Annotated in this window: 18 protein-coding genes; 5 read left to right on the forward strand and 13 right to left on the reverse strand. The window is 61.4% G+C overall.

The window, feature by feature from the left end; translation table 11 throughout:
* Nucleotides 1–92: 92 nt before the first annotated feature.
* The 7 genes from cmk to mtnA form a co-directional block, all read right to left on the reverse strand.
* The gene (gene cmk / locus ACZ5BO_RS25530; RefSeq protein WP_025127128.1) at nt 93–782 is read right to left on the reverse strand and encodes a (d)CMP kinase; all 690 of its coding nucleotides are present in this window, start codon (nt 780–782) and stop codon (nt 93–95) included.
* Nucleotides 779–2,986, reverse strand: a complete 2,208-nt coding sequence (locus tag ACZ5BO_RS25535; RefSeq protein ID WP_464701375.1) for a bifunctional prephenate dehydrogenase/3-phosphoshikimate 1-carboxyvinyltransferase — start codon at nt 2,984–2,986, stop codon at nt 779–781. The genes cmk and ACZ5BO_RS25535 overlap by 4 nt, the downstream gene beginning before the upstream one ends.
* Nucleotides 2,987–3,014: 28 nt before the next feature.
* Entirely contained in the window at nt 3,015–4,127 is a 1,113-nt protein-coding gene (hisC, locus tag ACZ5BO_RS25540) for a histidinol-phosphate transaminase (protein WP_025127126.1), read from the reverse strand.
* A gap of 10 nt (nt 4,128–4,137) precedes the next feature.
* Complete coding sequence (gene pheA / locus ACZ5BO_RS25545) at nt 4,138–5,232, reverse strand: prephenate dehydratase (RefSeq protein WP_025127125.1); 1,095 nt, start codon at nt 5,230–5,232, stop codon at nt 4,138–4,140.
* The gene (gene serC, locus ACZ5BO_RS25550) at nt 5,232–6,317 is read right to left on the reverse strand and encodes a 3-phosphoserine/phosphohydroxythreonine transaminase (RefSeq protein WP_025127124.1); all 1,086 of its coding nucleotides are present in this window, start codon (nt 6,315–6,317) and stop codon (nt 5,232–5,234) included. The genes pheA and serC overlap by 1 nt, the downstream gene beginning before the upstream one ends.
* 64 nt (nt 6,318–6,381) lie before the next feature.
* Nucleotides 6,382–9,051 (reverse strand): DNA gyrase subunit A, encoded by a 2,670-nt coding sequence (gyrA, locus tag ACZ5BO_RS25555; protein WP_025127123.1) that lies wholly within the window; start codon nt 9,049–9,051, stop codon nt 6,382–6,384.
* A gap of 354 nt (nt 9,052–9,405) precedes the next feature.
* Nucleotides 9,406–10,482, reverse strand: a complete 1,077-nt coding sequence (gene mtnA, locus ACZ5BO_RS25560) for an S-methyl-5-thioribose-1-phosphate isomerase (RefSeq protein WP_464696898.1) — start codon at nt 10,480–10,482, stop codon at nt 9,406–9,408.
* Nucleotides 10,483–10,590: 108 nt separating this feature from the next.
* Here mtnA and ACZ5BO_RS25565 point away from each other — a divergent pair, with 108 nt between their 5' ends.
* The 5 genes from ACZ5BO_RS25565 (at nt 10,591) to ACZ5BO_RS25585 (ending at nt 15,452) form a co-directional block, all read left to right on the forward strand.
* Nucleotides 10,591–11,922: a TRZ/ATZ family hydrolase gene (locus ACZ5BO_RS25565; protein WP_464696899.1), complete on the forward strand. Its 1,332-nt coding sequence runs from the start codon at nt 10,591–10,593 to the stop codon at nt 11,920–11,922.
* A 62-nt stretch (nt 11,923–11,984) separates the two neighbouring features.
* Nucleotides 11,985–12,683 carry a bifunctional 2-polyprenyl-6-hydroxyphenol methylase/3-demethylubiquinol 3-O-methyltransferase UbiG gene (gene ubiG / locus ACZ5BO_RS25570; protein WP_464696900.1) on the forward strand — a complete coding sequence of 233 codons (699 nt, stop codon included), beginning with the start codon at nt 11,985–11,987 and terminating at the stop codon, nt 12,681–12,683.
* A 3-nt stretch (nt 12,684–12,686) separates the two neighbouring features.
* Nucleotides 12,687–13,358 (forward strand): N-acetylmuramic acid 6-phosphate phosphatase MupP, encoded by a 672-nt coding sequence (gene mupP, locus ACZ5BO_RS25575; protein WP_025127119.1) that lies wholly within the window; start codon nt 12,687–12,689, stop codon nt 13,356–13,358.
* Nucleotides 13,359–13,414: 56 nt separating this feature from the next.
* Nucleotides 13,415–14,155 (forward strand): YciK family oxidoreductase, encoded by a 741-nt coding sequence (locus tag ACZ5BO_RS25580; protein ID WP_025127118.1) that lies wholly within the window; start codon nt 13,415–13,417, stop codon nt 14,153–14,155.
* A gap of 370 nt (nt 14,156–14,525) precedes the next feature.
* Nucleotides 14,526–15,452 (forward strand): GGDEF domain-containing protein, encoded by a 927-nt coding sequence (locus ACZ5BO_RS25585; RefSeq protein ID WP_025127117.1) that lies wholly within the window; start codon nt 14,526–14,528, stop codon nt 15,450–15,452.
* A 94-nt stretch (nt 15,453–15,546) separates the two neighbouring features.
* On the opposite strand, the gene ACZ5BO_RS25590 is transcribed toward ACZ5BO_RS25585, so the two are convergent.
* From ACZ5BO_RS25590 to ACZ5BO_RS25615, 6 genes are all read right to left on the reverse strand, one after another.
* Nucleotides 15,547–16,299, reverse strand: a complete 753-nt coding sequence (locus tag ACZ5BO_RS25590; RefSeq protein WP_371261283.1) for a TenA family transcriptional regulator — start codon at nt 16,297–16,299, stop codon at nt 15,547–15,549.
* Nucleotides 16,300–16,376: 77 nt separating this feature from the next.
* Nucleotides 16,377–18,836, reverse strand: a complete 2,460-nt coding sequence (locus ACZ5BO_RS25595; protein ID WP_025127115.1) for an EAL domain-containing protein — start codon at nt 18,834–18,836, stop codon at nt 16,377–16,379.
* Nucleotides 18,837–19,043: 207 nt separating this feature from the next.
* On the reverse strand, nt 19,044–20,909 hold the full coding sequence (locus ACZ5BO_RS25600) for an ABC transporter ATP-binding protein (protein WP_464696901.1): 1,866 nt from the start codon (nt 20,907–20,909) through the stop codon (nt 19,044–19,046).
* Entirely contained in the window at nt 20,857–21,459 is a 603-nt protein-coding gene (locus ACZ5BO_RS25605) for a DsbA family protein (RefSeq protein ID WP_177330238.1), read from the reverse strand. The genes ACZ5BO_RS25600 and ACZ5BO_RS25605 overlap by 53 nt, the downstream gene beginning before the upstream one ends.
* 36 nt (nt 21,460–21,495) lie before the next feature.
* Nucleotides 21,496–22,437, reverse strand: coding sequence for an oxygen-dependent tRNA uridine(34) hydroxylase TrhO (trhO, locus tag ACZ5BO_RS25610; protein WP_464696902.1), 942 nt, complete (start codon nt 22,435–22,437; stop codon nt 21,496–21,498).
* Nucleotides 22,438–22,602: 165 nt separating this feature from the next.
* Nucleotides 22,603–22,899 (reverse strand): BolA family protein, encoded by a 297-nt coding sequence (locus ACZ5BO_RS25615; protein WP_025127111.1) that lies wholly within the window; start codon nt 22,897–22,899, stop codon nt 22,603–22,605.
* Nucleotides 22,900–22,902: the final 3 nt, after the last annotated feature.

Consider the following 22,902-nt stretch of genomic DNA (forward strand, 5'->3'; position numbering starts at 1 on the left):
CCGCCCATCTGCCACATCCCAGACGACGTGGGTTACGTTCATATAAAAGAAAGACCGCAGGACTATGACTGGTCCCCTGCAATCTTTCTTGTTCACCCGGCGATATCGCGAATGGCGATCTCGCTCAGAATGCGTTGCAACACCTGATCGATGGACAACTCCGTGGAATCCAGCTGTATGGCGTCGGCCGCCGGCTTGAGCGGGGCTACCGCTCGCTGGGTGTCGCGCTCATCACGCGCACGGATCTCATCTAGCAGACTCGACAGACTAACACCATCGACCTTTCCCTTCAACTGCAAGTAGCGCCGGCGAGCACGCTCCTCGGCGCTGGCCGTCAGGAAAATCTTCAGTGGCGCATCAGGAAACACTACCGTCCCCATGTCACGACCATCCGCCACCAGCCCGGGTGGCTCCTGGAATGCGCGCTGGCGCTGCAACAGGGCATCACGCACCGCAGGCAGCGCTGCTACCTGGGAGGCCCAGGCGCCGACCTGCTCATTGCGCAGGTCGTCGGTCACATCATCGCCTTCGAGAATGATCCGCTGCGGATGATTTTCAGTGGCACCAAGGAACTGTACATCCAAGTGAGCCGCCAACAGCTTCAGCGATTCTTCATTGGTCAGATCGACACCATGATTACGCGCGGAAAACGCCAACAACCGGTACAGGGCACCGGAGTCCAGCAGGCACCACCCCAGGTGCCTGGCCAGCTTGCCAGCAATGGTGCCTTTACCCGAACCGCTTGGCCCATCAATGGTGATCACAGGCGCCTGGATGTTCACGACTGAGCCTCTTGTGCAACACGCATCCCCACTTGCGCGCACAGCCCAAGGAAGTTCGGGAACGACGTGGCAACGTTGGCGCAGTCATGGATGCGAATCGGCGCATTGGCGCGCAACGAGGCAACGCTGAACGCCATGGCAATGCGGTGATCGCCGTGGCCATGAACCTCGCCACCACCGATTTGACCGCCATCGATGATAATGCCATCCGCTGTCGGCTCGCACTTGACGCCGAGCGCCAGCAAACCATCAGCCATTACCTGGATGCGGTCGGATTCCTTGACCCGCAACTCTTCCGCACCGCGCAGCACGGTACGTCCTTCTGCGCAGGCAGCGGCCACGAACAGAACCGGGAACTCATCGATCGCCAATGGCACCAGTTCCTCGGGGATCTCGATCCCCTTGAGCTTGGCTGCACGCACATGCAGATCGGCAACCGGCTCACCACCGACTTCACGCTGGTTTTCCAGGCGGATGTCAGCACCCATCAGACGCAGGATATCGATCACACCGGTACGGGTCGGGTTGATTCCCACGTGCTCCAGCACCAACTCGGAACCTTCAGCAATGGATGCCGCCACCAGGAAAAATGCCGCGGAAGAAATATCCGCAGGCACTTCAATATGGGTCGCCTTGAGCTTGCCACCCGATTCAACGGCTGCCGTTGCGCCGTCAACACTCACCGGATAGCCGAAACCACGCAACATGCGCTCAGTGTGATCGCGGGTCGGTGCCGGCTCGGTCACCGAGGTCTTGCCCTCGGCATACAACCCCGCCAGCAGCAGGCAGGACTTCACCTGGGCGCTGGCCATCGGCAAGGTGTAGTTCAGCCCCTTGAGCGGGTGACCACCACGAATCACCATGGGAGGCCGGCCCTGGTCTGCAGTCTCGATGACCGCGCCCATTTCGCGCAGCGGATTGGCCACGCGATTCATTGGCCTTTTCGACAACGACGCATCGCCAGTCAGGGTACTGTCGAAGTTCTGCGCGGCCAGCAAGCCGGAAAGCAGGCGCATCGAGGTACCGGAGTTACCCAGGTAGATCGGGCCGGGCGCCGGCTTCAGACCATGCAAACCCACCCCGTGAATGGTCACGCGACCATGATGCGGACCTTCGATCACTACCCCCATGTCACGGAAAGCCTGCAACGTCGCCAGGGCATCTTCACCCTCGAGGAAACCCTCGACTTCAGTGGTGCCCTCAGCCAGGGAGCCGAGCATGATCGAACGGTGGGAAATCGACTTGTCGCCTGGTACACGAATCCGCCCAGTCAGGCGGCCACCAGGATTTGCCAGGAAAATCAGATCGTTGGAGTTCATAGCGTCCACATAGGCCCGGCGGGCCAGGATTTTACCGAAATGCTCGCGGGCAACCCGGGCGCGAGTGAATACGCCCAACAACTGATGCCCGTCCCCTGCATCGACCGCGTCGCGCAGGGCGTCGAGGTCGTTGCGAAATGTATCGAGTGTGCGCAGAACCGCCTCGCGATTGGCGAGGAAGATGTCGTGCCACATGACCGGGTCGCTACCGGCGATTCTCGTGAAATCGCGGAAACCGCCCGCAGCGTAACGGAAGATGTCGAGGTTTTCACTGCGCTTGGCCAGGGAATCGACCAGGCCAAAGGCCAGCAGATGCGGCAAGTGACTGGTCGCCGCCAGAACTTCGTCGTGGCGCTCGACCTGCATATGCTCGACATCGGCCCCCAGCTCGCGCCAGAGCCCATCGACCAACGCCAACGCAGCCGGGTCGGTCTGCTCCAGGGGCGTAAGGATCACCTTGTGCCGGCGAAACAGCTGAGCGTTGGAAGCTTCGACACCACTCTGTTCCGAGCCAGCAATCGGATGTCCCGGTACAAAGCGCGCAGGCATGCCGCCAAAAGCCTCTTTAGCCGCCCGCACCACATTGCCCTTGGCGCTGCCAACATCCGTCAGCACCGCTCGCCCCAGATCCATCCCGGCCAACAACGCCAGCAATTTCTCCATGGCCAGAATAGGCACCGCCAGCTGAATCACATCCGCGCCCTGGCAGGCCAGGCGCAGATCCTCTTCACACCGATCCACTACCCCCAAATCAACGGCCAACTGACGCGACTGGGGATCCAGATCGACGCCCACCACTTCACCGCACACACCGCTTTCACGCAGCCCCTTGGCAAAGGAGCCACCAATCAATCCCAGGCCGATCACCACCAGGCGACCGATCATAGGCACAGCAGGTTGCATTGGAATGACATCAACCACGGGCCAGGACCTTGGCCAAAGCCTCAAGGAAACGAGTGTTTTCCGCCGGCAAGCCGATGGTGATGCGCAAATGGTTAGGCATGCCGTAATTCGCCACCGGACGCACGATCACCCCTTCACGCAACAACCCCTGGAACACCGGTGCAGCCTCGCGCCCCAGATCAACGGCAATGAAATTGCCCTTGGATGGAATCCAGCTCAGACCCAAATCGCGAAAACCTGCCTCCAACTGCTGCATGCCCGCCTCGTTCAAGCGACGGCTTTCAGCCAGGTAGTCAAGATCCTGTACAGCAGCGCAGGCGGCAGCCAGGGCCAGGCTGTTGACGTTAAAGGGCTGGCGCACCCTATTCAGCACATCCGCCACCACCGGAGTCGAAAGGCCGTAACCCACTCGCAAAGCGGCCAGGCCATAGGCCTTGGAGAAGGTCCGCGACACCAGCAGGTTCGGGTAGGCGGCAAGGAAATCCAGGCCGTCCGGCAGATCGCTGCCCTCGGCGTACTCGATATAGGCCTCGTCCAGCACCACCAGCACATGGGCCGGTACGTCCTGAAGAAACTCGTCCAACTCTTCGGCACCGAACCAGGTTCCGGTCGGATTGTTCGGGTTGGCGATGAACACTACGCGGGTTTGCCCATCAATGGCCTTGAGCATCGCCGGCAGATCGTGCCCCCAATTCTTGGCAGGAACCACACGCGCCTGAGCACCAACCGCCTGAGTGACGATAGGGTAGACGGCGAAAGCGTGCTCACTGAACACCGCATTCAAGCCGGGTGCCAGATAGGCACGCGCCACCAGCTCCAGGATATCGTTGGAGCCATTGCCCAGGGTTACCTGGCCGATCTCCACGCCACAGCGTTCGGCTAACAGGGTCTTGAGGGCAAAACCGTTGCCGTCGGGGTAACGGGTCAGCTCGGCCAGCTCATCGCGAATCGCCGCCAACGCCTTGGGGCTGGCGCCCAGCGGGTTTTCGTTGCTCGCCAGCTTGACGATGGTGGCCGGATCGAGGTCCAGCTCACGGGCCAGTTCGTCCACGGGCTTGCCCGGAACGTAAGGCGAAAGTTGTTGCACGCCTGGTTGCGCCAGTGCGAGGAAGTCGCCACTCATTGTTTAAGCCTCAGAGAACCGCTTTTGGGTAGGACCCCAGCACCTTGAGTGCTACGGCTTCCTGACTGATCTTTTCCAGCACACCCTTGACCAATGGATCACGGTGGTGGCCAACGAAGTCGATGAAGAACACATAGGTCCATTTGCCACTGCGCGAAGGCCGGGTTTCGATCCGCGTCAGGTCAATACCGTTATCGTGGAACGGCACCAGCAATTCGTGCAGCGCACCCGGCTTGTTGCTCATCGAGACGATGATCGAAGTCTTGTCGTCGCCGGTCGGCGGCACTTCCTGGCTGCCGATCATCAGGAAGCGCGTGGAGTTGTCCGGACGGTCTTCGATCTTCTCGGCCAGACGGGTCAGGCCATACAGGCCCGCAGCCATGTCGCCAGCGATCGCCGCCGAGTTCCATTCGCCCTTGACCCGCTTGGCCGCCTCCGCATTGCTGGACACCGCAACGCGCTCGACATTCGGATAATGCGCATCCAGCCACTTGCGGCACTGGGCCAGGGACTGGGCATGGGAATAGATCCGGCTGATGCTGTCGGTCTTGGTGTTCTCGCCCACCAGCAGGTGATGGTGAATGCGCAGCTCGACTTCGCCACAGATCACCATGTCGTGCTCGAGGAAACTGTCGAGGGTGTGGTTGACCGCACCCTCGGTGGAGTTTTCCACCGGCACCACACCGAAGTTCACGGCACCAGCCGCCACTTCGCGGAACACTTCGTCAATCGCCGCCATCGGCTTGCTGATCACGGCGTGGCCGAAGTGTTTCATGGCCGCGGCCTGGGTGAAGGTGCCTTCAGGACCGAGGTAGGCCACTTTCAGCGGTTGCTCCAGGGCCAGGCACGAAGACATGATTTCGCGGAACAGACGCGCCATCTCTTCATTGCCCAGCGGCCCCTGGTTACGCTCCATCACCCGCTTGAGCACCTGGGCTTCACGCTCGGGACGGTAGAACACCGGCACTTCGCCTTCGGCCAGGGAGCCCATCTTGACTCGGGCGACTTCCTGGGCACATCGCGCACGCTCACTGATCAGTTCCAGAACCTTCTCGTCCAGAGCGTCAATGCGCAGGCGCAGGGCCTTGAGTTCTTGCTCAGACATCAGCCGTGTTCCTTCTCGAACTCCGCCATGTAGGCCACCAGCGCATTGACTGCGTTGATGTCCACGGCGTTATAGATGGAGGCGCGCATGCCGCCCACCGAACGGTGGCCCTTGAGGTTCAACAGGCCGCGAGCCTCGGCGCCCACCAGGAACGGCTTGTCCAGACGATCATCGGCCAGACGGAACGGCACGTTCATCCAGGAGCGATCGGTCTTGTTGATCGGGTTGCTGTACAGGCCGCTGGCGTCGATGAAGTCATAGAGCGTGCGCTGCTTGGCGTCATTGAGCTTGGCGATGGCTTGCACCCCACCCTGCTCCTTGAGCCATTCGAACACCAGGCCGGACAGGTACCAGGCCAGGGTCGGCGGGGTGTTGTACATCGAGCCGTTGTCTGCCGCGACCTTGTAGTCGAGCATGGTCGGGCACAGTGAACGGGCGCGCCCCAGCAGGTCTTCACGAATGATGTTGACCAGGATGCCGCTAGGGCCGATGTTCTTCTGCGCACCGGCGTAGATCATGCCGAAACGGGAGATATCCACAGGGCGCGAGAGGATGTCGGAAGACATGTCGGCTACCAGGGGAACGTCGCCGGTTTCCGGGATCCAGCTGAATTCCAGGCCGCCGATGGTTTCGTTCGGCGCGTAGTGCACGTAGGCCGCGTCTTGCGACAGTTGCCATTCGTTCTGACCGGGAATTGCGAAATAGTCGTAAGGCTTGGCAGTTGCCGCCACATTCACCTGCCCATAGCGGGAGGCTTCTTCAATGGCCTTCTGCGACCAGATACCGGTGTCGATATAGTCGGCCTGGCCGCCTTCTGGCAGCAGGTTCAGTGGTATCTGGGCAAATTGCTGGCTGGCGCCGCCTTGCAGAAACAGCACTTTATAGTTCGAGGGGATATTCAGCAGATCACGCAGATCCTGCTCGGCCTTGGTGGCAATGGAGACGAACTCATCGCTGCGATGACTCATCTCCATGACCGACAGGCCCTTGCCATGCCAATCCAGCAATTCGGCCTGGGCACGCAACAGGACAGCTTCAGGTAGCGCAGCGGGACCTGCGCAGAAGTTATAGGCTCGTTTGCTCACATCCACTCTCGCTATGCATTCACGGTAGCGGACAGAGCAAACACTCTGCCCTGCTACGATTTATTTAGTCTTGCGACTCTTCTTCGCCTGCGGCGTCTGCCTGTTGGCCATCGGCTGCTTCATCCGGATCGGCGGCCGCATCCAGCACGGTGCCTTCGAACTCAGCGCCCTCTTCATCGTCGAACTCGTCGCCCTCGATTTCCGATGGTTCCTGCACCCGCTCCAGGCCCACCAGGGTTTCATCGCTGGCCAGCTTGATCAGGGTTACGCCCTGAGTGTTGCGGCCCAGGCTGGAAACCTCATCGACACGGGTACGAACCAGGGTGCCCTGGTCGGAAATCAGCATGATTTCCTCGCCATCCAGCACCTGAACCGCGCCGACCAGACGACCGTTACGCTCGTTGCTGACCATGGCGATAACGCCCTGACCGCCACGCTTGTACTCGGGGAATTCGCCGATAGCAGTACGCTTGCCGAAACCACGCTCGGAAGCGGTAAGGATCTGGCTGCCTTCTTCCGGAATCAGCATGGAGATCAGCTTCTGGCCTTCGGCCAGACGCATGCCGCGCACGCCGCGGGCGGTACGGCCCATGGCACGAACGTCGGACTCCTTGAAGCGAGTGACCTTGCCACCGTCAGAGAACAGCATGACTTCGCGCTCGCCATCGGTGATAGCAGCACTGATCAGCACGTCGCCTTCGTCCAGTTCCAGAGCGATCAAACCAACGCTGCGCTGACGGCTGAAGGATTCCAGCGGGGTCTTCTTCACGGTGCCGTTGGCGGTGGCCATGAAGATGTAGTGACCCTGAGTGTATTCCTCTACCGGCAGCATGGTGGTGATGTACTCGCCATCATCCAGCGGCAGCAGGTTGACCAGCGGACGACCGCGGGCAGCACGGGAAGCTTCCGGGATTTCGTAGGTTTTCAGCCAGTACACCTTGCCCTTGCTGGAGAACAGCAGCAGCGTGGTGTGGCTGTTGGCGACCAGCAAGTGAGCGATGTAGTCCTCATCCTTGACACCAGTGGCCGACTTGCCTTTACCGCCACGACGCTGGGCCTGGTACGCAGCCAGCGGTTGGGTCTTGGCATAGCCGCCGTGGGAAATGGTCACTACCCGCTCTTCTTCCGGGATCATGTCGCCCAGGGTCAGGTCGAGGCGGGCATCGAGAATCTCGGTGCGGCGCACGTCGCCGTATTCGGCACGGATCACTTCCAACTCTTCGCGGATCACTTCCATCAGGCGCGTGGCGCTGTTGAGGATGCGGATCAGCTCGCCGATCTGGTTGAGAATCTCCTGGTACTCGGCCAGCAGTTTTTCGTGTTCCAGGCCGGTCAGGCGGTGCAGGCGCAGCTCCAGAATGGCTTGTGCCTGCTCCGGCGACAGGAAGTACTTGCCTTCACGCAGGCCGTACTGCGGATCGAGGTTTTCCGGACGGCAGGAATCTGCACCGGCGCGCTCGACCATGGTCATCACCGCGCTGGACTCCCAAGGGGTGCTGATCAGCGCTTCCTTGGCTTCCGATGGCGTTGGCGAGGCCTTGATCAGGGCAATGACCGGATCGATGTTGGACAGGGCAACCGCCTGGCCTTCGAGGATATGGCCACGCTCACGCGCCTTGCGCAGCTCGAACACGGTACGCCGGGTAACGACTTCACGGCGGTGGCGAACGAAGGCTTCCAGCAGATCCTTGAGGTTGAGGATCCGCGGACGGCCGTCGATCAGCGCCACGATGTTGATGCCGAACACCGCCTGCAACTGGGTCTGGGCGTAGAGGTTGTTGAGGATCACCTCCGGCACTTCGCCACGGCGCAGCTCGATGACCACGCGCATGCCGTCCTTGTCGGACTCGTCGCGCAGCTCGGTGATGCCTTCGAGCTTCTTCTCTTTCACCAGCTCGGCGATCTTCTCGATCAGACGGGCCTTGTTCAGCTGATAAGGCAGCTCGGTGATGACGATCTGCTGGCGGCCACCGACCTTGTCGATGTCTTCGATGATCGAGCGGGCGCGCATATAGATGCGGCCACGGCCGGTGCGATAGGCCTCGATGATGCCTTCGCGACCGTTGATGATCGCCGCGGTCGGGAAGTCCGGGCCGGGGATGTACTGCATCAGCTCGTCGACAGTCAGCTCGGGATTGTCGATCAGCGCCAGGCAACCGTCGATGACTTCACCGAGGTTGTGCGGCGGAATGTTGGTCGCCATGCCCACGGCGATACCGCTGGAACCGTTGACCAGCAGGTTGGGGATCTTGGTCGGCATGACCGCCGGGATCATCTCGGTGCCGTCGTAGTTCGGCACCCAGTCCACGGTTTCCTTGTGCAGGTCGGCCAGCAGCTCGTGCGCCAGCTTGGTCATGCGCACTTCGGTGTATCGCATGGCCGCCGCGTTGTCGCCGTCGACCGAACCGAAGTTACCCTGGCCGTCTACCAGCAGGTAGCGCAGGGAGAATGGCTGGGCCATACGAACGATGGTGTCGTACACCGCGGTATCACCGTGGGGGTGATACTTACCGATCACGTCACCGACAACACGGGCAGATTTCTTGTACGGCTTGTTCCAGTCGTTACCGAGCTCGCTCATCGCGTACAGCACACGCCGGTGCACGGGCTTCAAGCCATCGCGCGCATCAGGCAGTGCCCGCCCGACAATCACGCTCATCGCGTAGTCGAGGTAGGACTGTTTCAGCTCGTCTTCGATATTGACCGGGAGGATTTCTTTGGCCAGTTCGCCCATGAGAAGCCTGATTCCTTTTTCTGGTGAAACTTCGTCACATCCATATGGGACGAACGAAGCTCGCCGCTGCAGGCCTAGTGCCATGCACCGACTTACGACAAATCAACAAGTTATGCCATGGATTTGCGCAGTAAAGGCAGCCGCATCGGACCGCCTTGGAAACCGCCGGATGTTATCACAATCGCCGCCACGCACCTATCCCCCTGATGGGCATGGAGCATAGTTAGTTGACCGGTGACAGCCTGATAAGGCACCTGAGAAGCTCAGAGGCCAAATTCGTACCCGTGCAGGTGGTTTTTACTGACTTGGCCGCCGCCCAGGGAAGCAATAATCGAGCGCTTCCCTGCCACCACATCAATGCAAGCGCTTGCGGCACATCAATTGCGCCATCTTGGCGCTGTCCGGACGCTCCACAATGCCCTTTTCCGTGACGATGGCATCGATCAGATCGGCCGGCGTGACATCGAACACCGGATTGAAGGCCTCGACCTGCGCCCCGACAGGCGTGCCGCCGAGCTCCAGCAGTTCGCTTGCCTCACGCTCTTCAAGGGTGATGTCCTCGCCACTGGCCAGGCTCATGTCGATGCTCGAGCTGGCGGCCACCACCATGAAGCGCACACCGTGGTGCATGGCATTGACCGCCAGCTGGTAGGTGCCGATCTTGCTCGCTATATCGCCATTGGCGGTGATTCGGTCGGCGCCGACGACCACCCAGGTCACGCCCTTGGTCTTCATGATGTGCGCGGCAGCGGCGTCGGCATTCAGGATCACCGGAATGCCTTCGTTGGCCAGCTCCCAGGCAGTCAGCCGCGAACCCTGCAACCAGGGCCGGGTTTCATCGACATACACACGCTCCACCATGCCTTCCAGCCAGGCGCCGCGAACCACTCCCAGCGCCGTGCCGAAACCGCCAGTGGCCAGGGCACCGGTATTGCAATGAGTCAACAGCGCCTGCGGATTGCCCTGATGCCGACGGATCAGGTCCACGCCCAGTTGCGCCATGGTCAGGTTGGCCTCGCGATCGCTCTCATGGATCGCCAGCGCCTCGGCTTCCAGGGCAGCCAGCGGATCGGCATGCTCCTTGACCCGCTCCAGGCGCTCGCGCATGCGATTCAGGGCCCAGAACAGATTGACCGCCGTAGGACGCGAGCCCACCAGCAAGGCAAAGTCCTCCTCCAGGGCTGCGACCCAGTCGCCACCAGCGGCGAAACGCATCCGCGCCGCCAGGACCACGGCATAGGCGGCGCTGATGCCAATGGCTGGGGCTCCGCGCACCACCATCGAACGAATGGCCTCGGCCACCTCGGCAGCACTGTGATGGGCGATCCAGGTTTCCTCGAAGGGCAGAGCCCGCTGATCGAGCAGATACAGAGCGCTATCTCGCCAATCAATGGCCTTGACCTTCTCCGCAGCCAACAGACGATCGCGCATCCCTCACCCCGCACTCATGAACAAAAGCCGCCGATTATAGCGATCCCCCTGCCAGGACGCTCGGGTATACTTCGCCATCCTTTATATAAAGCTCTGGACCGATATTCGATGCCGAACCATCACGCTGCGCTTGACCTGCTGCTGCTACCGACCTGGTTGGTACCGGTGGAGCCAGCCGGCGTTGTCCTCAAGGATCATGGCCTGGGGATCCGCGATGGCCGCATCGTCTTCATCGGCCCGCGGGCCGACGCCCTGAAGTACCCGGCCAGCGAAATCCGCGAGTTGCCCGACATGTTGCTGGGCCCGGGCCTGATCAACGCCCACGGGCATGCGGCCATGACCCTGTTTCGCGGGCTGGCCGATGACCTGCCGCTGATGACCTGGCTGGAGAACCACATCTGGCCCGCCGAAGCCAAGTGGGTGGACGAGGCCTTTGTCCGGGACGGCACGGACCTGGCCATCGCCGAACAGATCAAGGGCGGCATCACTTGCTTCTCCGACATGTATTTCTTCCCCAAGGTGGCCAGCGAGCGGGTCCACAACAGCGGCATCCGCGCGCAGATCGCCCTGCCGATCCTCGATTTCCCGATCCCCGGCGCCCACGACGCCGACGAGGCCATCCGCCAGGGCGTGGAGCTGTTCGGTGAACTCAAGCATCACCCACGGATCAAGATCACCTTCGGCCCTCATGCACCCTACACCGTCGGCGACGAGAACCTGGAAAAAATTCGGATGATCGCCGAAGAGCTCGACGCCTCGATCCATATGCATGTGCATGAAACAGCCTTCGAGGTGCAGCAGTCCCTGGAGCAGCGCGGCGAACGGCCGCTGGCTCGCCTGGCCAGGCTGGGCCTGCTGGGCCCGCGCTTCCAGGCCGTTCATATGACCCAAATCAGCGATGACGACCTGGCTTTACTGGTAGAAACCAACACCAGCGTCATTCACTGTCCGGAATCCAACCTGAAACTGGCCAGCGGCTTCTGTCCGGTGGAGCGACTTTGGCAGGCCGGGATCAATGTTGCCGTGGGCACCGATGGCGCGGCCAGCAACAACGATCTGGACCTGCTGGGCGAAACCCGCACCGCGGCCCTGCTGGCCAAGGCCGTGGCCGGCTCGGCAACCGCGCTGGACGCCCACCGCGCCTTGCGCATGGCCACCCTCAATGGCGCCAGGGCCATGGGCCTGGAGAATGAAGTGGGCTCCCTGGAAATCGGCAAGGCCGCGGACCTGGCGGCCTTCGACCTTTCCGGGTTGGCCCAGCAACCGATTTACGATCCAGTGTCGCAATTGATCTATGCCAGCGGCCGGGACTGTGTGAAGCACCTGTGGGTTGCCGGCAAGCAGTTGCTCGATGACCGCCGCCTGACCCGCATGGATGAACAGCAGCTTGGCGAAACCGCCCGCGGCTGGGGCCGGCGCATCAGCGGCCACACCCAATAACCCGGGCCTTGAGCAGCAGCTTGAGGCCCTACAGAGAATTCTTTAGCTTTGGAGCATTACCCATGAGCAACGTCGACCACGCTGAAATCGCCAAGTTCGAAGCCCTGGCCCACCGCTGGTGGGACCGCGAAAGCGAGTTCAAGCCCCTGCACGACATCAACCCGCTGCGGGTCAACTGGATCGACGAGCGCGTCGGCCTGGCAGGCAAGAAGGTACTCGACGTTGGCTGTGGCGGCGGCATCCTCAGCGAGGCCATGGCTCAACGTGGCGCCACCGTGACCGGCATCGACATGGGTGAAGCCCCCCTGGCCGTGGCGCAGTTGCACCAGCTGGAGTCGGGCGTCAACGTCGAGTACCGGCAGATCACCGCCGAGGCCCTGGCCGAGGAAATGCCCGAGCAGTTCGACGTCGTCACCTGCCTGGAAATGCTCGAGCACGTTCCGGATCCTTCGTCGGTGATTCGCGCCTGCTTCCGCATGGTCAAGCCCGGCGGCCAGGTGTTCTTCTCTACCATCAACCGCAACCCGAAGGCCTATCTGTTCGCCATCATCGGCGCGGAATACATCATGAAGCTGCTGCCTCGCGGCACCCATGACTTCAAGAAGTTCATCCGCCCTTCGGAGCTCGGCGCCTGGAGCCGTTCCGCCGGCCTGACCGTCAAGGACATCATCGGCCTGACCTACAACCCGCTGACCAAGCACTACAAGCTGGCATCGGACGTGGACGTCAACTACATGATCCAGACCATGCGAGAGGAGTGAGACATGGCCATCAGAGCCGTTCTTTTCGATATGGATGGCACCCTGCTCGACACCGCACCGGACTTTATCGCGGTCTGCCAGGGAATGCGCCGTGACCGCGGCCTGCCACCGATCGCCGACCAGCACATTCGCGACGAAATCTCCGGCGGTGCCCGAGCCATGGTGGCCGTGACCTTTTCCATGGACCCCGAGTCCCCGGGCTTCGAGGAATTGCGCCTGGAGTTTCTCGAGCGCTACCTGGCGCACTGCGCAGTGCACAGCCGGCTCTTCGACGGCATGGCCGAGTTGCTGGCCGATATCGAGAAAGCCAACCTGGTCTGGGGCGTGGTGACCAACAAGCCGCTGCGCTTCGCCGAGCCGATCATGCAGCAGTTGGGGCTGGCCGAGCGCTCGGCGCTGCTGATCTGCCCCGACCACGTGAAGCGCAGCAAGCCCGATCCCGAGCCGTTGATCCTGGCATGCAAGATGCTCGACCTGGATCCGTCCACCGTGCTGTTCGTCGGTGATGACCTGCGAGACATCGAATCCGGCCGCGATGCCGGCACCAAGACCGCCGCCGTGACCTATGGCTACATCCATCCGGATGACAACCCCCGCCATTGGGGCGCCGACGTAGTGGTCAGCCATCCGCTGGAACTGCGCCAAGTGCTGGATAACGCATTGTGCAGCTGCTGAGCCGCGGGATTTCCGGCTGACTGCCGGGAACGATCCAATTTCTGTTGAGGCCTTTTATGTTTGATTACTCCGCTCGCCCTGAATTGCTCAAGGACCGGGTCATCCTGGTCACCGGCGCTGGCCGCGGCATTGGTGCCGCCGCCGCCAAGACCTTCGCCGCCCATGGCGCCACCGTGCTCCTGCTGGGCAAGACCGAAGCCAACCTGAGCGAGGTGTACGACGCCATCGAGGCCGCCGGACACCCGCAGCCCGCAGTGATCCCGTTCAACCTGGAAACTGCCCTGCCGCACCAGTACGACGAGCTGGCAGCGATGATCGAAACCGAATTCGGCCACCTCGACGGCCTGCTGCACAATGCCTCGATCATTGGCCCCCGCACACCGCTGGAGCAGCTGTCCGGGGAAAACTTCATGCGGGTGATGCAAGTCAACGTCAACGCCATGTTCATGCTGACCAGCACCCTGCTGCCGCTGCTCAAACTGTCCCAGGACGCCTCGGTGGTCTTCACCTCCAGCAGCGTCGGACGCAAGGGCCGCGCCTATTGGGGGGCCTATGGCGTGTCCAAGTTCGCCACCGAAGGCCTGATGCAAACCCTGGCCGACGAACTGGACAGCGTGGCCCCGGTTCGCGCCAACAGCATCAACCCCGGCGCCACCCGCACCAGCATGCGAGCCCAGGCCTACCCGGGTGAGAACCCCAGCAACAACCCGGCACCGGAAGACATCATGCCGGTCTATCTGTACCTGATGGGCCCGGACAGTGCTGGAATCAACGGCCAGGCCTTCGACGCTCAATAAACAGCCTCCCGTTCGTCGCGACGGAATACCGTCGCGACACCTCCCCGCCCTTCGCCACTCCTGGATTTGCTGCCAAACAAATGTCATTGGTCGGCAGAAGAGTTTCTGTAAAAAATCCAACCAATTGAATTAGAACAACTTTTATCGTGATGAACCGAATGGCACGAGTTTCGCTCTAAGAACACTCAATACACAGTGCATTGACACTGTGAAAAACGGCATGCGCCGAGGGCTTTAAGGCCAAAGGCGAAGCGGCATAAAATAGGCGCGAAAGTCCTAAGGGGCTGATGGAACAGTACGACGCGCAGCTCTGAGCCGCTCTCACCCAGGCAGTAAGTCCGTACACAGTGCCCAGGGGGCTCACGCTCAGATGAAAACACCGACCCAGACCAACGCAATTGACTTTGACAGCGCCAAATTGCAACGCCTGGGCTTTGGCCAGCAGTCACCGCTGATCAGGCAGCCCGTCAGCCTCGGACAATTGCGTCAGCAACTGGGGCTGCAGTTGCAGACCAGCCTCGAGCCGCAACGTATCCTCGGCCTGTTCTTTCGTGAAGTGCAGCGCCTGGTCCCCCTCGACGCCCTGCATTACCGCCATGCCCCCAGCGACCTGCGCCTGGAATTCGGCCAGCGCGGCCATCACTCCATCAGCTACAGCCTCAGCCATGAAGGCGAACCCATGGGCGAGCTGATTTTCCGCCGCAACCAACGCTTCAGCGACACCGAACAGGGTTACCTGGAATCACTGCTGTCGACCTTGCTGTACCCGATGCGCAATGCCCTGCTGTACCGCGCCGCGACCCGCAGCGCCCTGCGGGACCCGCTGACCGATACTGGCAATCGCATTGCCATGGACCAGACCCTGCAGCGGGAAATCGAAATGGCTCGCCGCCACTTGTTGCCGTTGTCGCTGCTGATGCTGGACATCGATCACTTCAAGCGCATCAACGATAGCCACGGCCACAGCACCGGCGATGAAGTGCTCAAGGCCGTTGCTGCCGCGATCAAGGGGCAACTGCGCAATGTGGACATGGTGTTTCGCTATGGCGGGGAAGAGTTCCTGATCCTGCTCTCCAATACCGGACGCGACGCTGCGGCAATGGTGGGGGAGCGCCTGCGCCATGCTGCCCAGGCAAACGAGTACTGGGCCGATGGCGACCTGATCGAACTCACCGTAAGCCTGGGATGCTCGACCTTGTTGCCGGGAGAGTCGGCTGAGAGCCTGTTGCGGCGCGCTGACAGTGCGCTCTACGTGGCCAAGCGCGAAGGACGCAATCGTCTGGCAATGGCGGGCTGAGCACAGAACCGCGCCCACCATGCCCGTCACTCACGGGCCATCCCATCACCACAAGCGCTTGCCGCTTGTGGCAATCCCCCCGTACAACCCCGGCCTAGCCCTCTGCCAGCGCCAGGCGCTCGCGGGTAACCGTGGTTTTTTCCTGCTGCATGCAACGCTCAAGGAACAGGTACATGTAGTCATAGCTCTTGCAGATGGCCTGGCGCAGCTCAACCTGCAGGGCTTTGCTCGGGTTCAACCCCGCCAGGGTGACGATGATTTCCAGCGCTTCCCAGGGATGGGCATCATCGTACTGGGCGTGCATCTTCAGCCATTTCATGGCGCGCTTGCGGTCTTCCTCTGGGAACGCCGCAGCATAGATCCCGTTGGAGCAGACCAGGGCCGACCATTCGCCCGTCGCCCCTTCGATGGCGTAGTTGGTGGCAGCAATGGCCACGATCAGCGAATCCGCTGAACTGGTGTGCCAGCACCAGTGGCTCAGTGCATGCAGCTCGGGCGGCACTTGCTGGGCTTGCAGGTCCTCCAGGGTCACGCCGTGGGCCCGACTCCAATGCACCCAGTAATCGGCGTGATTGAGCTCGACGCGGATATTGCGCATCAGCCAACGGCGCGCCATGTCTTCGCCTGGGTGGCGGGCAAAACGGGTCTTGGTCAGGTTCTGTGCCATGTACAGGGCAAACTGCTCAACCACCGGCCAGCCGCCGATCAGGTACTGGCGCATGACTTTGGCGCTGAGCTTGTTATCACGCATGCGCTGGTACAGCTCATGCTCCACCACACGGCGCTTGCTCTCGCTGCAGTCCTGAATCAATTGCTGGGTCCAGGCGGGATAGCTGGCAGCTTCCATGAGCGGGCCGGTTCGGCTGAATGTGTCGATCACTGTCGGGCTCCTTTTGATTGTGATGTGCGGATCCAAAAGAGGTTTCAACGGAACGTGCCGGGCGCCTTGAACAGCAGGGGCTGTGGCCGTACAGGTCGACACTGCAAGCTGTCACAGGTGAACAATTGCGGGCGTTCAATTATGTAGCCTTGAGCATAATCCACGCCGATTTCGAGCAATGCCTGCTCGATCTGCGGTGTTTCAACAAACTCGGCAATCGTGCGCTTACCCATGACATGCCCGATGTGGTTGATGACCTCGACCATGGCGCGGTTAATCGGGTCGTCCAGCATATCCTTTACGAAACTTCCATCGATCTTGAGGAAGTCTACAGGCAAATGTTTGAGATAAGCGAACGACGACATTCCCGCGCAAAAGTCGTCCAGAGAGAAGTGACAACCTAAACCCTTGAGTTCATTTATAAAACGGATCGCGCTGCCCAAATTGGCAATTGCACTGGTTTCAGTAATTTCAAAACAGATCATCTTCGGCGGCACGCCATAGGCGACAAACTGCTCCCGCAGGAAGTCGAGAAACTCATCATCACCGATGGTGATGCCGGACAGGTTGATCGCGCACATGGCCATTGGCCCTTCGCGGCCTTCGGCGATGCACTGGGCAACGATCTTGAATACGTTCTGCACCACCCAGCGATCCAGGGAGGTCATCAGGCCATAACGCTCCGCCGCCGGAATGAAACTGTCCGGCAAGATCATCCGACCGGCCTCGTCATGCAGGCGCAGAAGGATCTCTACATGCCCGCCGTCACGCTCGACATGCCCCAGGGCGGTGATTTCCTGGGAATACAGGCAGAAACGATTCTCCTCCAGGGCCATGTGCAGGCGCTGGACCCAGGCCATTTCGCCGAAACGCAGGGAAAGCTCAGAGTCGTCGGCATGGTAGACCTGAACCCGGTTGCGCCCCTTCTCCTTGGCCATGTAGCAGGCCATATCCGCTGCCCGCAGCGACGCTTCGAGGGTGGTCGGGGTATGGGCTATGTGTACCAGGCCAATACTCACGGTGGTCACGAAGGGCCGCCCCTTCCAGACAAAATGCAGGTTCTGCACGGTCTGGCGCAGCCCCTCGGCAATCTTCTCCGCAGCCTCGGGCGAGCAGTTCTCCAGGAGAATGCCGAACTCGTCCCCGCCCAGTCGGGCCAGTGTGTCGCTTTCGCGCAGGCCCGATTGCAGCAGCGCACAGATATGGCGCAGCAATTCATCACCGGCAGCATGCCCGCAGGTGTCGTTGACCAGCTTGAACTGATCGAGATCGAGGAACATCAGTGCATGCCTGGCCGGCTGCCGAGCCAGCCCATTCAGGGCCTGCTCAAGGCGGAACTCGAATTCCCGACGGTTGGCCAGGCCGGTCAGCGCATCATGGGTCGCCTGCCAGGAAAGATTGGCGATGTACTGCCGCTCCTGGGTCATGTCATGCAGCACCAGTACCGTCCCGCTGACTTTCCCGGCATTGCGGATCGGTGCCCCCACCAGGGTCACCGAAACCGTACTGCCGTCCAGGCGCTGGATCAGCTTGGAATGCTCGCTGCCCCCGCTGAGCTCACCGTTGAGAATGTGCTCGATCAGGGTAAAGCCGTCGGCCTGGGCATTTTCATCCAGCAGGTTGAACAAGGCCGCCAGGGGCAACCCCACCGCCTGCTCGGCCTTCCAGCGGGTCAGCTCTTCCGCGGCCGGGTTCATGTAGGCAATGGCGCCTTCGACGTCCGTGGTGATCACCCCGTCGCCGATGGACTGCAAGGTGATCTGCGCCCGCTCCTTCTCCAGTTGCAGGGCATCGGCAAAGGCATGGCGCTGGGCGAGCAACTTGTGGGTGCGCAGCAACGCCAGGGCAATCAGGATCAGCGCGGTGGCGAGGTTGGTGATCAGCAGCAACCGCAGGATGACCCGCGAACCTTCGCCCAGGGCATCGCTGAACGCCTTGGCGGCTGGAGTGACACCGTCGTTGATGGCAAAGATCTCGCTCTTCCAGCGCTGCAGATCGGCCTCGCTGGCGCTGTTGCTGCTGATCCCCTGATGCATCTCCCGAGCCACGGTATCGAGCTGCAGCAAGTAGCTGTCACCCACGGTCCAGCGATCGATCGCCTTCTCCAGGTAGCTGAAGTGACGAAAATTGAGGTAGAGCCAGATCAGGCTGGAAACATCGTCGGGATGATTGCCACCCTTGAGGATGCCCAGGCGCGCAGCCTCCAGGTCCGGTGGCTGGCTGTCCAGGGCTACCCGCAGCTCATGCCCGCCCTGGGGCACTGCTATTGCGTTCTGATACTTGAGGAAAGTGCCTTCGTCGCGGCTGTCGGCATAGAGATTGAGGTAGTAGATGGCGTCTTTCTGGCCTTTGGACCACAGGCTTTCACCGGCAACATAACCACGCACCGCCGAGAGTACGTACAGGCTGAGGCCACCTAACAGCGCTTGAAATAACACCACGGCGATAAAGGGCCAGACGATGCCCAACAACCGCGGCGTTGTGAAAGTCCGCTTTTGCTTCATGAGGGTCCTTGCTTGCGCACTGCCAAATAAACACCCAGTAGTTCCGCCTCAGACAGCAGAGATTAGGCTAATTTCCACGGGTCGGGCGCCGAGCGAACAGCCGCCGGATCAGCCCTCCAGGAACAAACGGCCGCCCTCTCGCGCCAAAACGGTTTTTGTCCCAGGAAATTCAAGCACTAAGCACAGAAAGCCGGACAAAACTCAAGACTATCGAACCTGCTGCAAATGCCCGTAAAGCTTGGCGTAAAGCCCGCCATCAGCAATCAGCTGCTGGTGGTCGCCATCTTCGGCAATCTGCCCGCCATCGAACACCAAAACCCGGTCGGCCTGTTTTACCGCCGAGAGTCGATGAGCAATGATCAGCGTAGTGCGCCCCTGCAGGAAACGGGTCAGCGCCTGATGCAGGTTGTATTCGGTGGCGGCGTCCAGGGCGGACGTGGCCTCGTCGAGAATCACCACTTTGGGCTCGGCCAACACCATGCGCGCAATGGCCAGGCGCTGGCGCTGGCCGCCTGACAGACGTACGCCGGAACGACCGACCACACTGTCCAGCCCCTGGGGCAAGGCACGTACGGTCGCGTCCAGCTGGGCGATTTCCAGGGCCTGCCAGCAGGCAGTGTCGCTGCGTTCGCGCCCCATGGTCAGGTTGGCGCGGATGGTGTCATTGAACAACGCAGGGTGCTGCAGCACCACGGCGACGTTTTCCCGCACGGTCTCCAGGCCGATCTCCTGCTGGGTCGAGCCGCCAAACCGGATCGTGCCGGACTGCGGCGTGTACAACCCCAGCAACAACTGCACCAGAGTGCTCTTGCCGCCGCCGCTGGCCCCGACGATCGCCACCTTCTCGCCCGGGGCAATGGACAGGTTCATGTTGTCGAGCACCCGCTCGTCGCCATAGCCGAAGCTCAGGCCACGGACCTCGATACCGACGGTTTCCCGGCCGAGGAACGGGTCCACGCCGCCTTGGTATTGCGGTTCATCGGCACGCGCCAGCAACTCGTTGATCCGGGTCAGGGCCCCGCCCGCCGCGTAATAGGCGTATTGCAGGTTCAGCAGTTGCTCCACCGGGCCGATCATGAACCACAGGTAGCTGAACACTGCCAGCATCTGGCCGATGGACAGGTCGGAGAACAGCACCGTGAGCATCGCTGCGGCGCGAAAGATGTCGATGCCGAACTGGAACAGCAGGCCACTGGCCCGGCCCGAGGCGTCGCTTTTCCACTGCGAGGCCACCGCGTAGTCACGGACTTCCTCGGCGCGCCGGCCCAGGCGACCGAGGAAAAAACCCTGGCGATTGCCGGCACGAATTTCCTGGATAGCCTCCAGGGTTTCGGTCAGGGCCTGGGTAAAGCGCGAGGTGCTGTCATTTTCCAGCTTCTTCAGGTGCTTGACCCGCTTGCCCAGCTGCACCGTGGCAAAGATCACCAGAGGGTTGAACAGCAGGATCAGCAAGGCCAGCTTCCAGTGCATCCACATCAGGATCCCGGCCGTGCCCACCAGGGTCAGCATCGCCACCAGGAAACGACTGAGGGTTTCACCGACGAACTTGTCCAGGGTGTCCAGGTCGGTGACCAGGTGCGTGGTGACCGTGCCACCTCCCAGGCTTTCGTACTCGCCAAGGGAAATGCGCTTGAGCCGCTCGATCAGGCGCACACGGATGCGATAGACGATGTCCTTGGCCAGGCCGGCGAACAGCCGGGCCTGGACCACGTTGAACACCAGGGCCGAGCACCGCAGGATCAGGGTCACCAGGAGCATCAGCCCGATATAGCCGGCAGCGCTTTGCCAGCCTGCCGGAAGAAAGCGATTCATCACCTGCAGCGCCGCATCGCCATGCCCCAGCAACACTTCGTCCACCAGCAAGGGCAGCAACAGCGGAATCGGCACACTGCACAAGGTCGCCAGCACCGCTACGCCGTTGGCAATCCACAGGGCTTTCTTGTGATGAAGGGCCAGGCGGCGGATTTCCGCCCAGCTCAGGCGATCGACAATCTTGGCAGGCGCACCTGCATCGACCGGCTCAGGCACAGGCGGCGCGCTCCAGCCAGCGCCCCAGCAGTGGCGACAACTCATCCAACGGCTGGTAGCCGTTGGTCAACAACGCCAACTGGCCATTGCGTTCTGCCAGCAAGGTGGGGAACCCGGCAATCCCCAGGTCCTGGACCCAGGTGAAGTCCGCGGCCGTGGCCGCATGCTGCTCGGCACGGTCGAACGCCTCGGCGAATTCGATACGCGGCACCCCGGCCTGCTCTGCCAACTCCACCAGCACACTGGCCAGGGTGACGTCGCGACCTTCGACGTAGAACGCCCGCTGGATCAGCCCCAGCAGCTTCCACGCACAATCGGGCGCCAGGCCGCGGGCGGTGACAATCGCCCGGCAAGCCGGCTCGGTGTCATAGACAAAGCCATCGGGCAAGGCGCCTTCGAAATTGAACGGCTGGCCGGTGGCCTGATGCACCGCCTGCCAGTGCTCGAGAATATAGCGTCGGGTGTTGGGCTCCAGCGCCGCGCCACTGCCGGTGCGCAAGCCTCCCACCACCAGGTGCAGCTCGACCCCGGCGGCCTGGGCCTGCTCCGCCAGAGCCTGGGCCACGGGGGCGAACCCCCAGCACCATGAACACATCGGGTCCATCACATAGAGCAGGCGGGCAGACATGGCTCAAGCCTCGGAAGATGATTGCTTGTAGTTGAAACCAATCGGGTGCGGCATGTTGCGGGCCTTGGCCAACTCGATCTGCTTCTGGCGGTCGATGGCACTGCGACGGGTCTTTTCGCTCAATTTGTCCCAGCAATGGGGACAACTGATACCCGGCACGTAGTGCTCGGATGCACGATCCTCGACACTCACCGGAGTGCGGCAGGCATGACATTGATCGTAGTCGCCTTCGCTCAGGTCGTGGCGAACAGTGACGCGGTTATCGAACACAAAGCAGTCGCCCTGCCATTTGCTCTCTTGCTGCGGCACCTCTTCGAGGTACTTGAGGATGCCACCCTTGAGGTGAAACACCTCGTCGAAGCCTTCGCTGAGCATGTAGCTCGAAGCCTTCTCGCAACGGATGCCGCCGGTGCAGAACATCGCCACTTTCTTGTGCTTGCTCGGGTCGAAATGGGCCTTGATGTAGTCCGGGAACTCGCGAAAGCTGGTGGTTTTCGGGTCGATCGCACCTTCGAAGGTGCCGATGGACACCTCATAGTCGTTACGAGTATCGATCAACAGCACTTCCGGGTCGCTGATCAGGGCATTCCAGTCCTGGGGCTCGACGTAGGTCCCGACCTTCTTGTTGGGGTCGACGCCGGGCACGCCCAGGGTCACGATCTCTTTTTTCAGCTTGACCTTGGTGCGGTAGAAGGGCTGCTCGTCGCAGTACGACTCTTTATGGTCGATGTCGACCATGCGCGCATCGCTCTTCAACCAGGTCAGCAGGCCATCGATGCCTTCACGTGTGCCGGACACGGTGCCGTTGATGCCTTCTTCGGCGATCAGCAAGGTGCCCTTGATGCCGTTGTCGAGCATCGCCTGCAACAGGGGCTCGCGCAGGCTGACGTAATCTTCGAGGGTGACGAACTTATACAGTGCCGCCACGACAATGGGTTGTGTCATGGGTAATCTCCAGGTGGCTACCCTCGCAAAGGGTGAACCGGATGCAAAAAAAACGCGCCGGCATAAGCGGCGCGTTGCGATTGTAACAGGAAGGCAGCTTCCAGCTCCAAGCTTCAAGCGGCAAGCCGAACACCAAGGAGTGTTACGGCCAGCCACGGGCGACTACTAGTGCCCACCTCCGGCGCAGGTCGGCGAGGCCGGGGCCGCACCGATCTTCGACCACTCTTGCGGTGTATAGGTGTGCAGCGCCAAGGCATGGAACTGGCTCATCAGCTCACCCAGGGTGGCGTAGACCTTCTGATGACGCTTGACGCTGTTGAGGCCTTCGAACTGCTCGCTGACCAGCACCGCCTTGTAGTGGGTTTCCTGGCCACGGCTGTGCATGTGGCTTTCATCCAGCACTTGCAGGTGCTCGGGCTGCAACGCCCCCAGCGCCGATTCGATACGTTGTTGCATGGTCATTGC

Source organism: Pseudomonas sp. FFPRI_1 (assembly GCF_055384485.1).

What these genes read in the sequence shown, in the direction of transcription:
- ubiG (WP_464696900.1), top strand. Translation starts at nt 11,985, where the DNA reads ATGAGCAACGTCGACCACGCTGAAATCGCCAAGTTCGAAGCCCTGGCC.
- ACZ5BO_RS25535 (WP_464701375.1), bottom strand. Translation starts at nt 2,986, where the DNA reads ATGATCGGTCGCCTGGTGGTGATCGGCCTGGGATTGATTGGTGGCTCC.
- ACZ5BO_RS25600 (WP_464696901.1), bottom strand. Translation starts at nt 20,909, where the DNA reads ATGAGTTGTCGCCACTGCTGGGGCGCTGGCTGGAGCGCGCCGCCTGTG.
- ACZ5BO_RS25580 (WP_025127118.1), top strand. Translation starts at nt 13,415, where the DNA reads ATGTTTGATTACTCCGCTCGCCCTGAATTGCTCAAGGACCGGGTCATC.
- ACZ5BO_RS25605 (WP_177330238.1), bottom strand. Translation starts at nt 21,459, where the DNA reads ATGTGTTCATGGTGCTGGGGGTTCGCCCCCGTGGCCCAGGCTCTGGCG.
- mtnA (WP_464696898.1), bottom strand. Translation starts at nt 10,482, where the DNA reads ATGCGCGATCGTCTGTTGGCTGCGGAGAAGGTCAAGGCCATTGATTGG.
- ACZ5BO_RS25615 (WP_025127111.1), bottom strand. Translation starts at nt 22,899, where the DNA reads ATGACCATGCAACAACGTATCGAATCGGCGCTGGGGGCGTTGCAGCCC.
- gyrA (WP_025127123.1), bottom strand. Translation starts at nt 9,051, where the DNA reads ATGGGCGAACTGGCCAAAGAAATCCTCCCGGTCAATATCGAAGACGAG.
- ACZ5BO_RS25585 (WP_025127117.1), top strand. Translation starts at nt 14,526, where the DNA reads ATGAAAACACCGACCCAGACCAACGCAATTGACTTTGACAGCGCCAAA.
- ACZ5BO_RS25590 (WP_371261283.1), bottom strand. Translation starts at nt 16,299, where the DNA reads ATGGAAGCTGCCAGCTATCCCGCCTGGACCCAGCAATTGATTCAGGAC.
- mupP (WP_025127119.1), top strand. Translation starts at nt 12,687, where the DNA reads ATGGCCATCAGAGCCGTTCTTTTCGATATGGATGGCACCCTGCTCGAC.
- trhO (WP_464696902.1), bottom strand. Translation starts at nt 22,437, where the DNA reads ATGACACAACCCATTGTCGTGGCGGCACTGTATAAGTTCGTCACCCTC.
- ACZ5BO_RS25595 (WP_025127115.1), bottom strand. Translation starts at nt 18,836, where the DNA reads ATGAAGCAAAAGCGGACTTTCACAACGCCGCGGTTGTTGGGCATCGTC.
- pheA (WP_025127125.1), bottom strand. Translation starts at nt 5,232, where the DNA reads ATGTCTGAGCAAGAACTCAAGGCCCTGCGCCTGCGCATTGACGCTCTG.
- hisC (WP_025127126.1), bottom strand. Translation starts at nt 4,127, where the DNA reads ATGAGTGGCGACTTCCTCGCACTGGCGCAACCAGGCGTGCAACAACTT.
- ACZ5BO_RS25565 (WP_464696899.1), top strand. Translation starts at nt 10,591, where the DNA reads ATGCCGAACCATCACGCTGCGCTTGACCTGCTGCTGCTACCGACCTGG.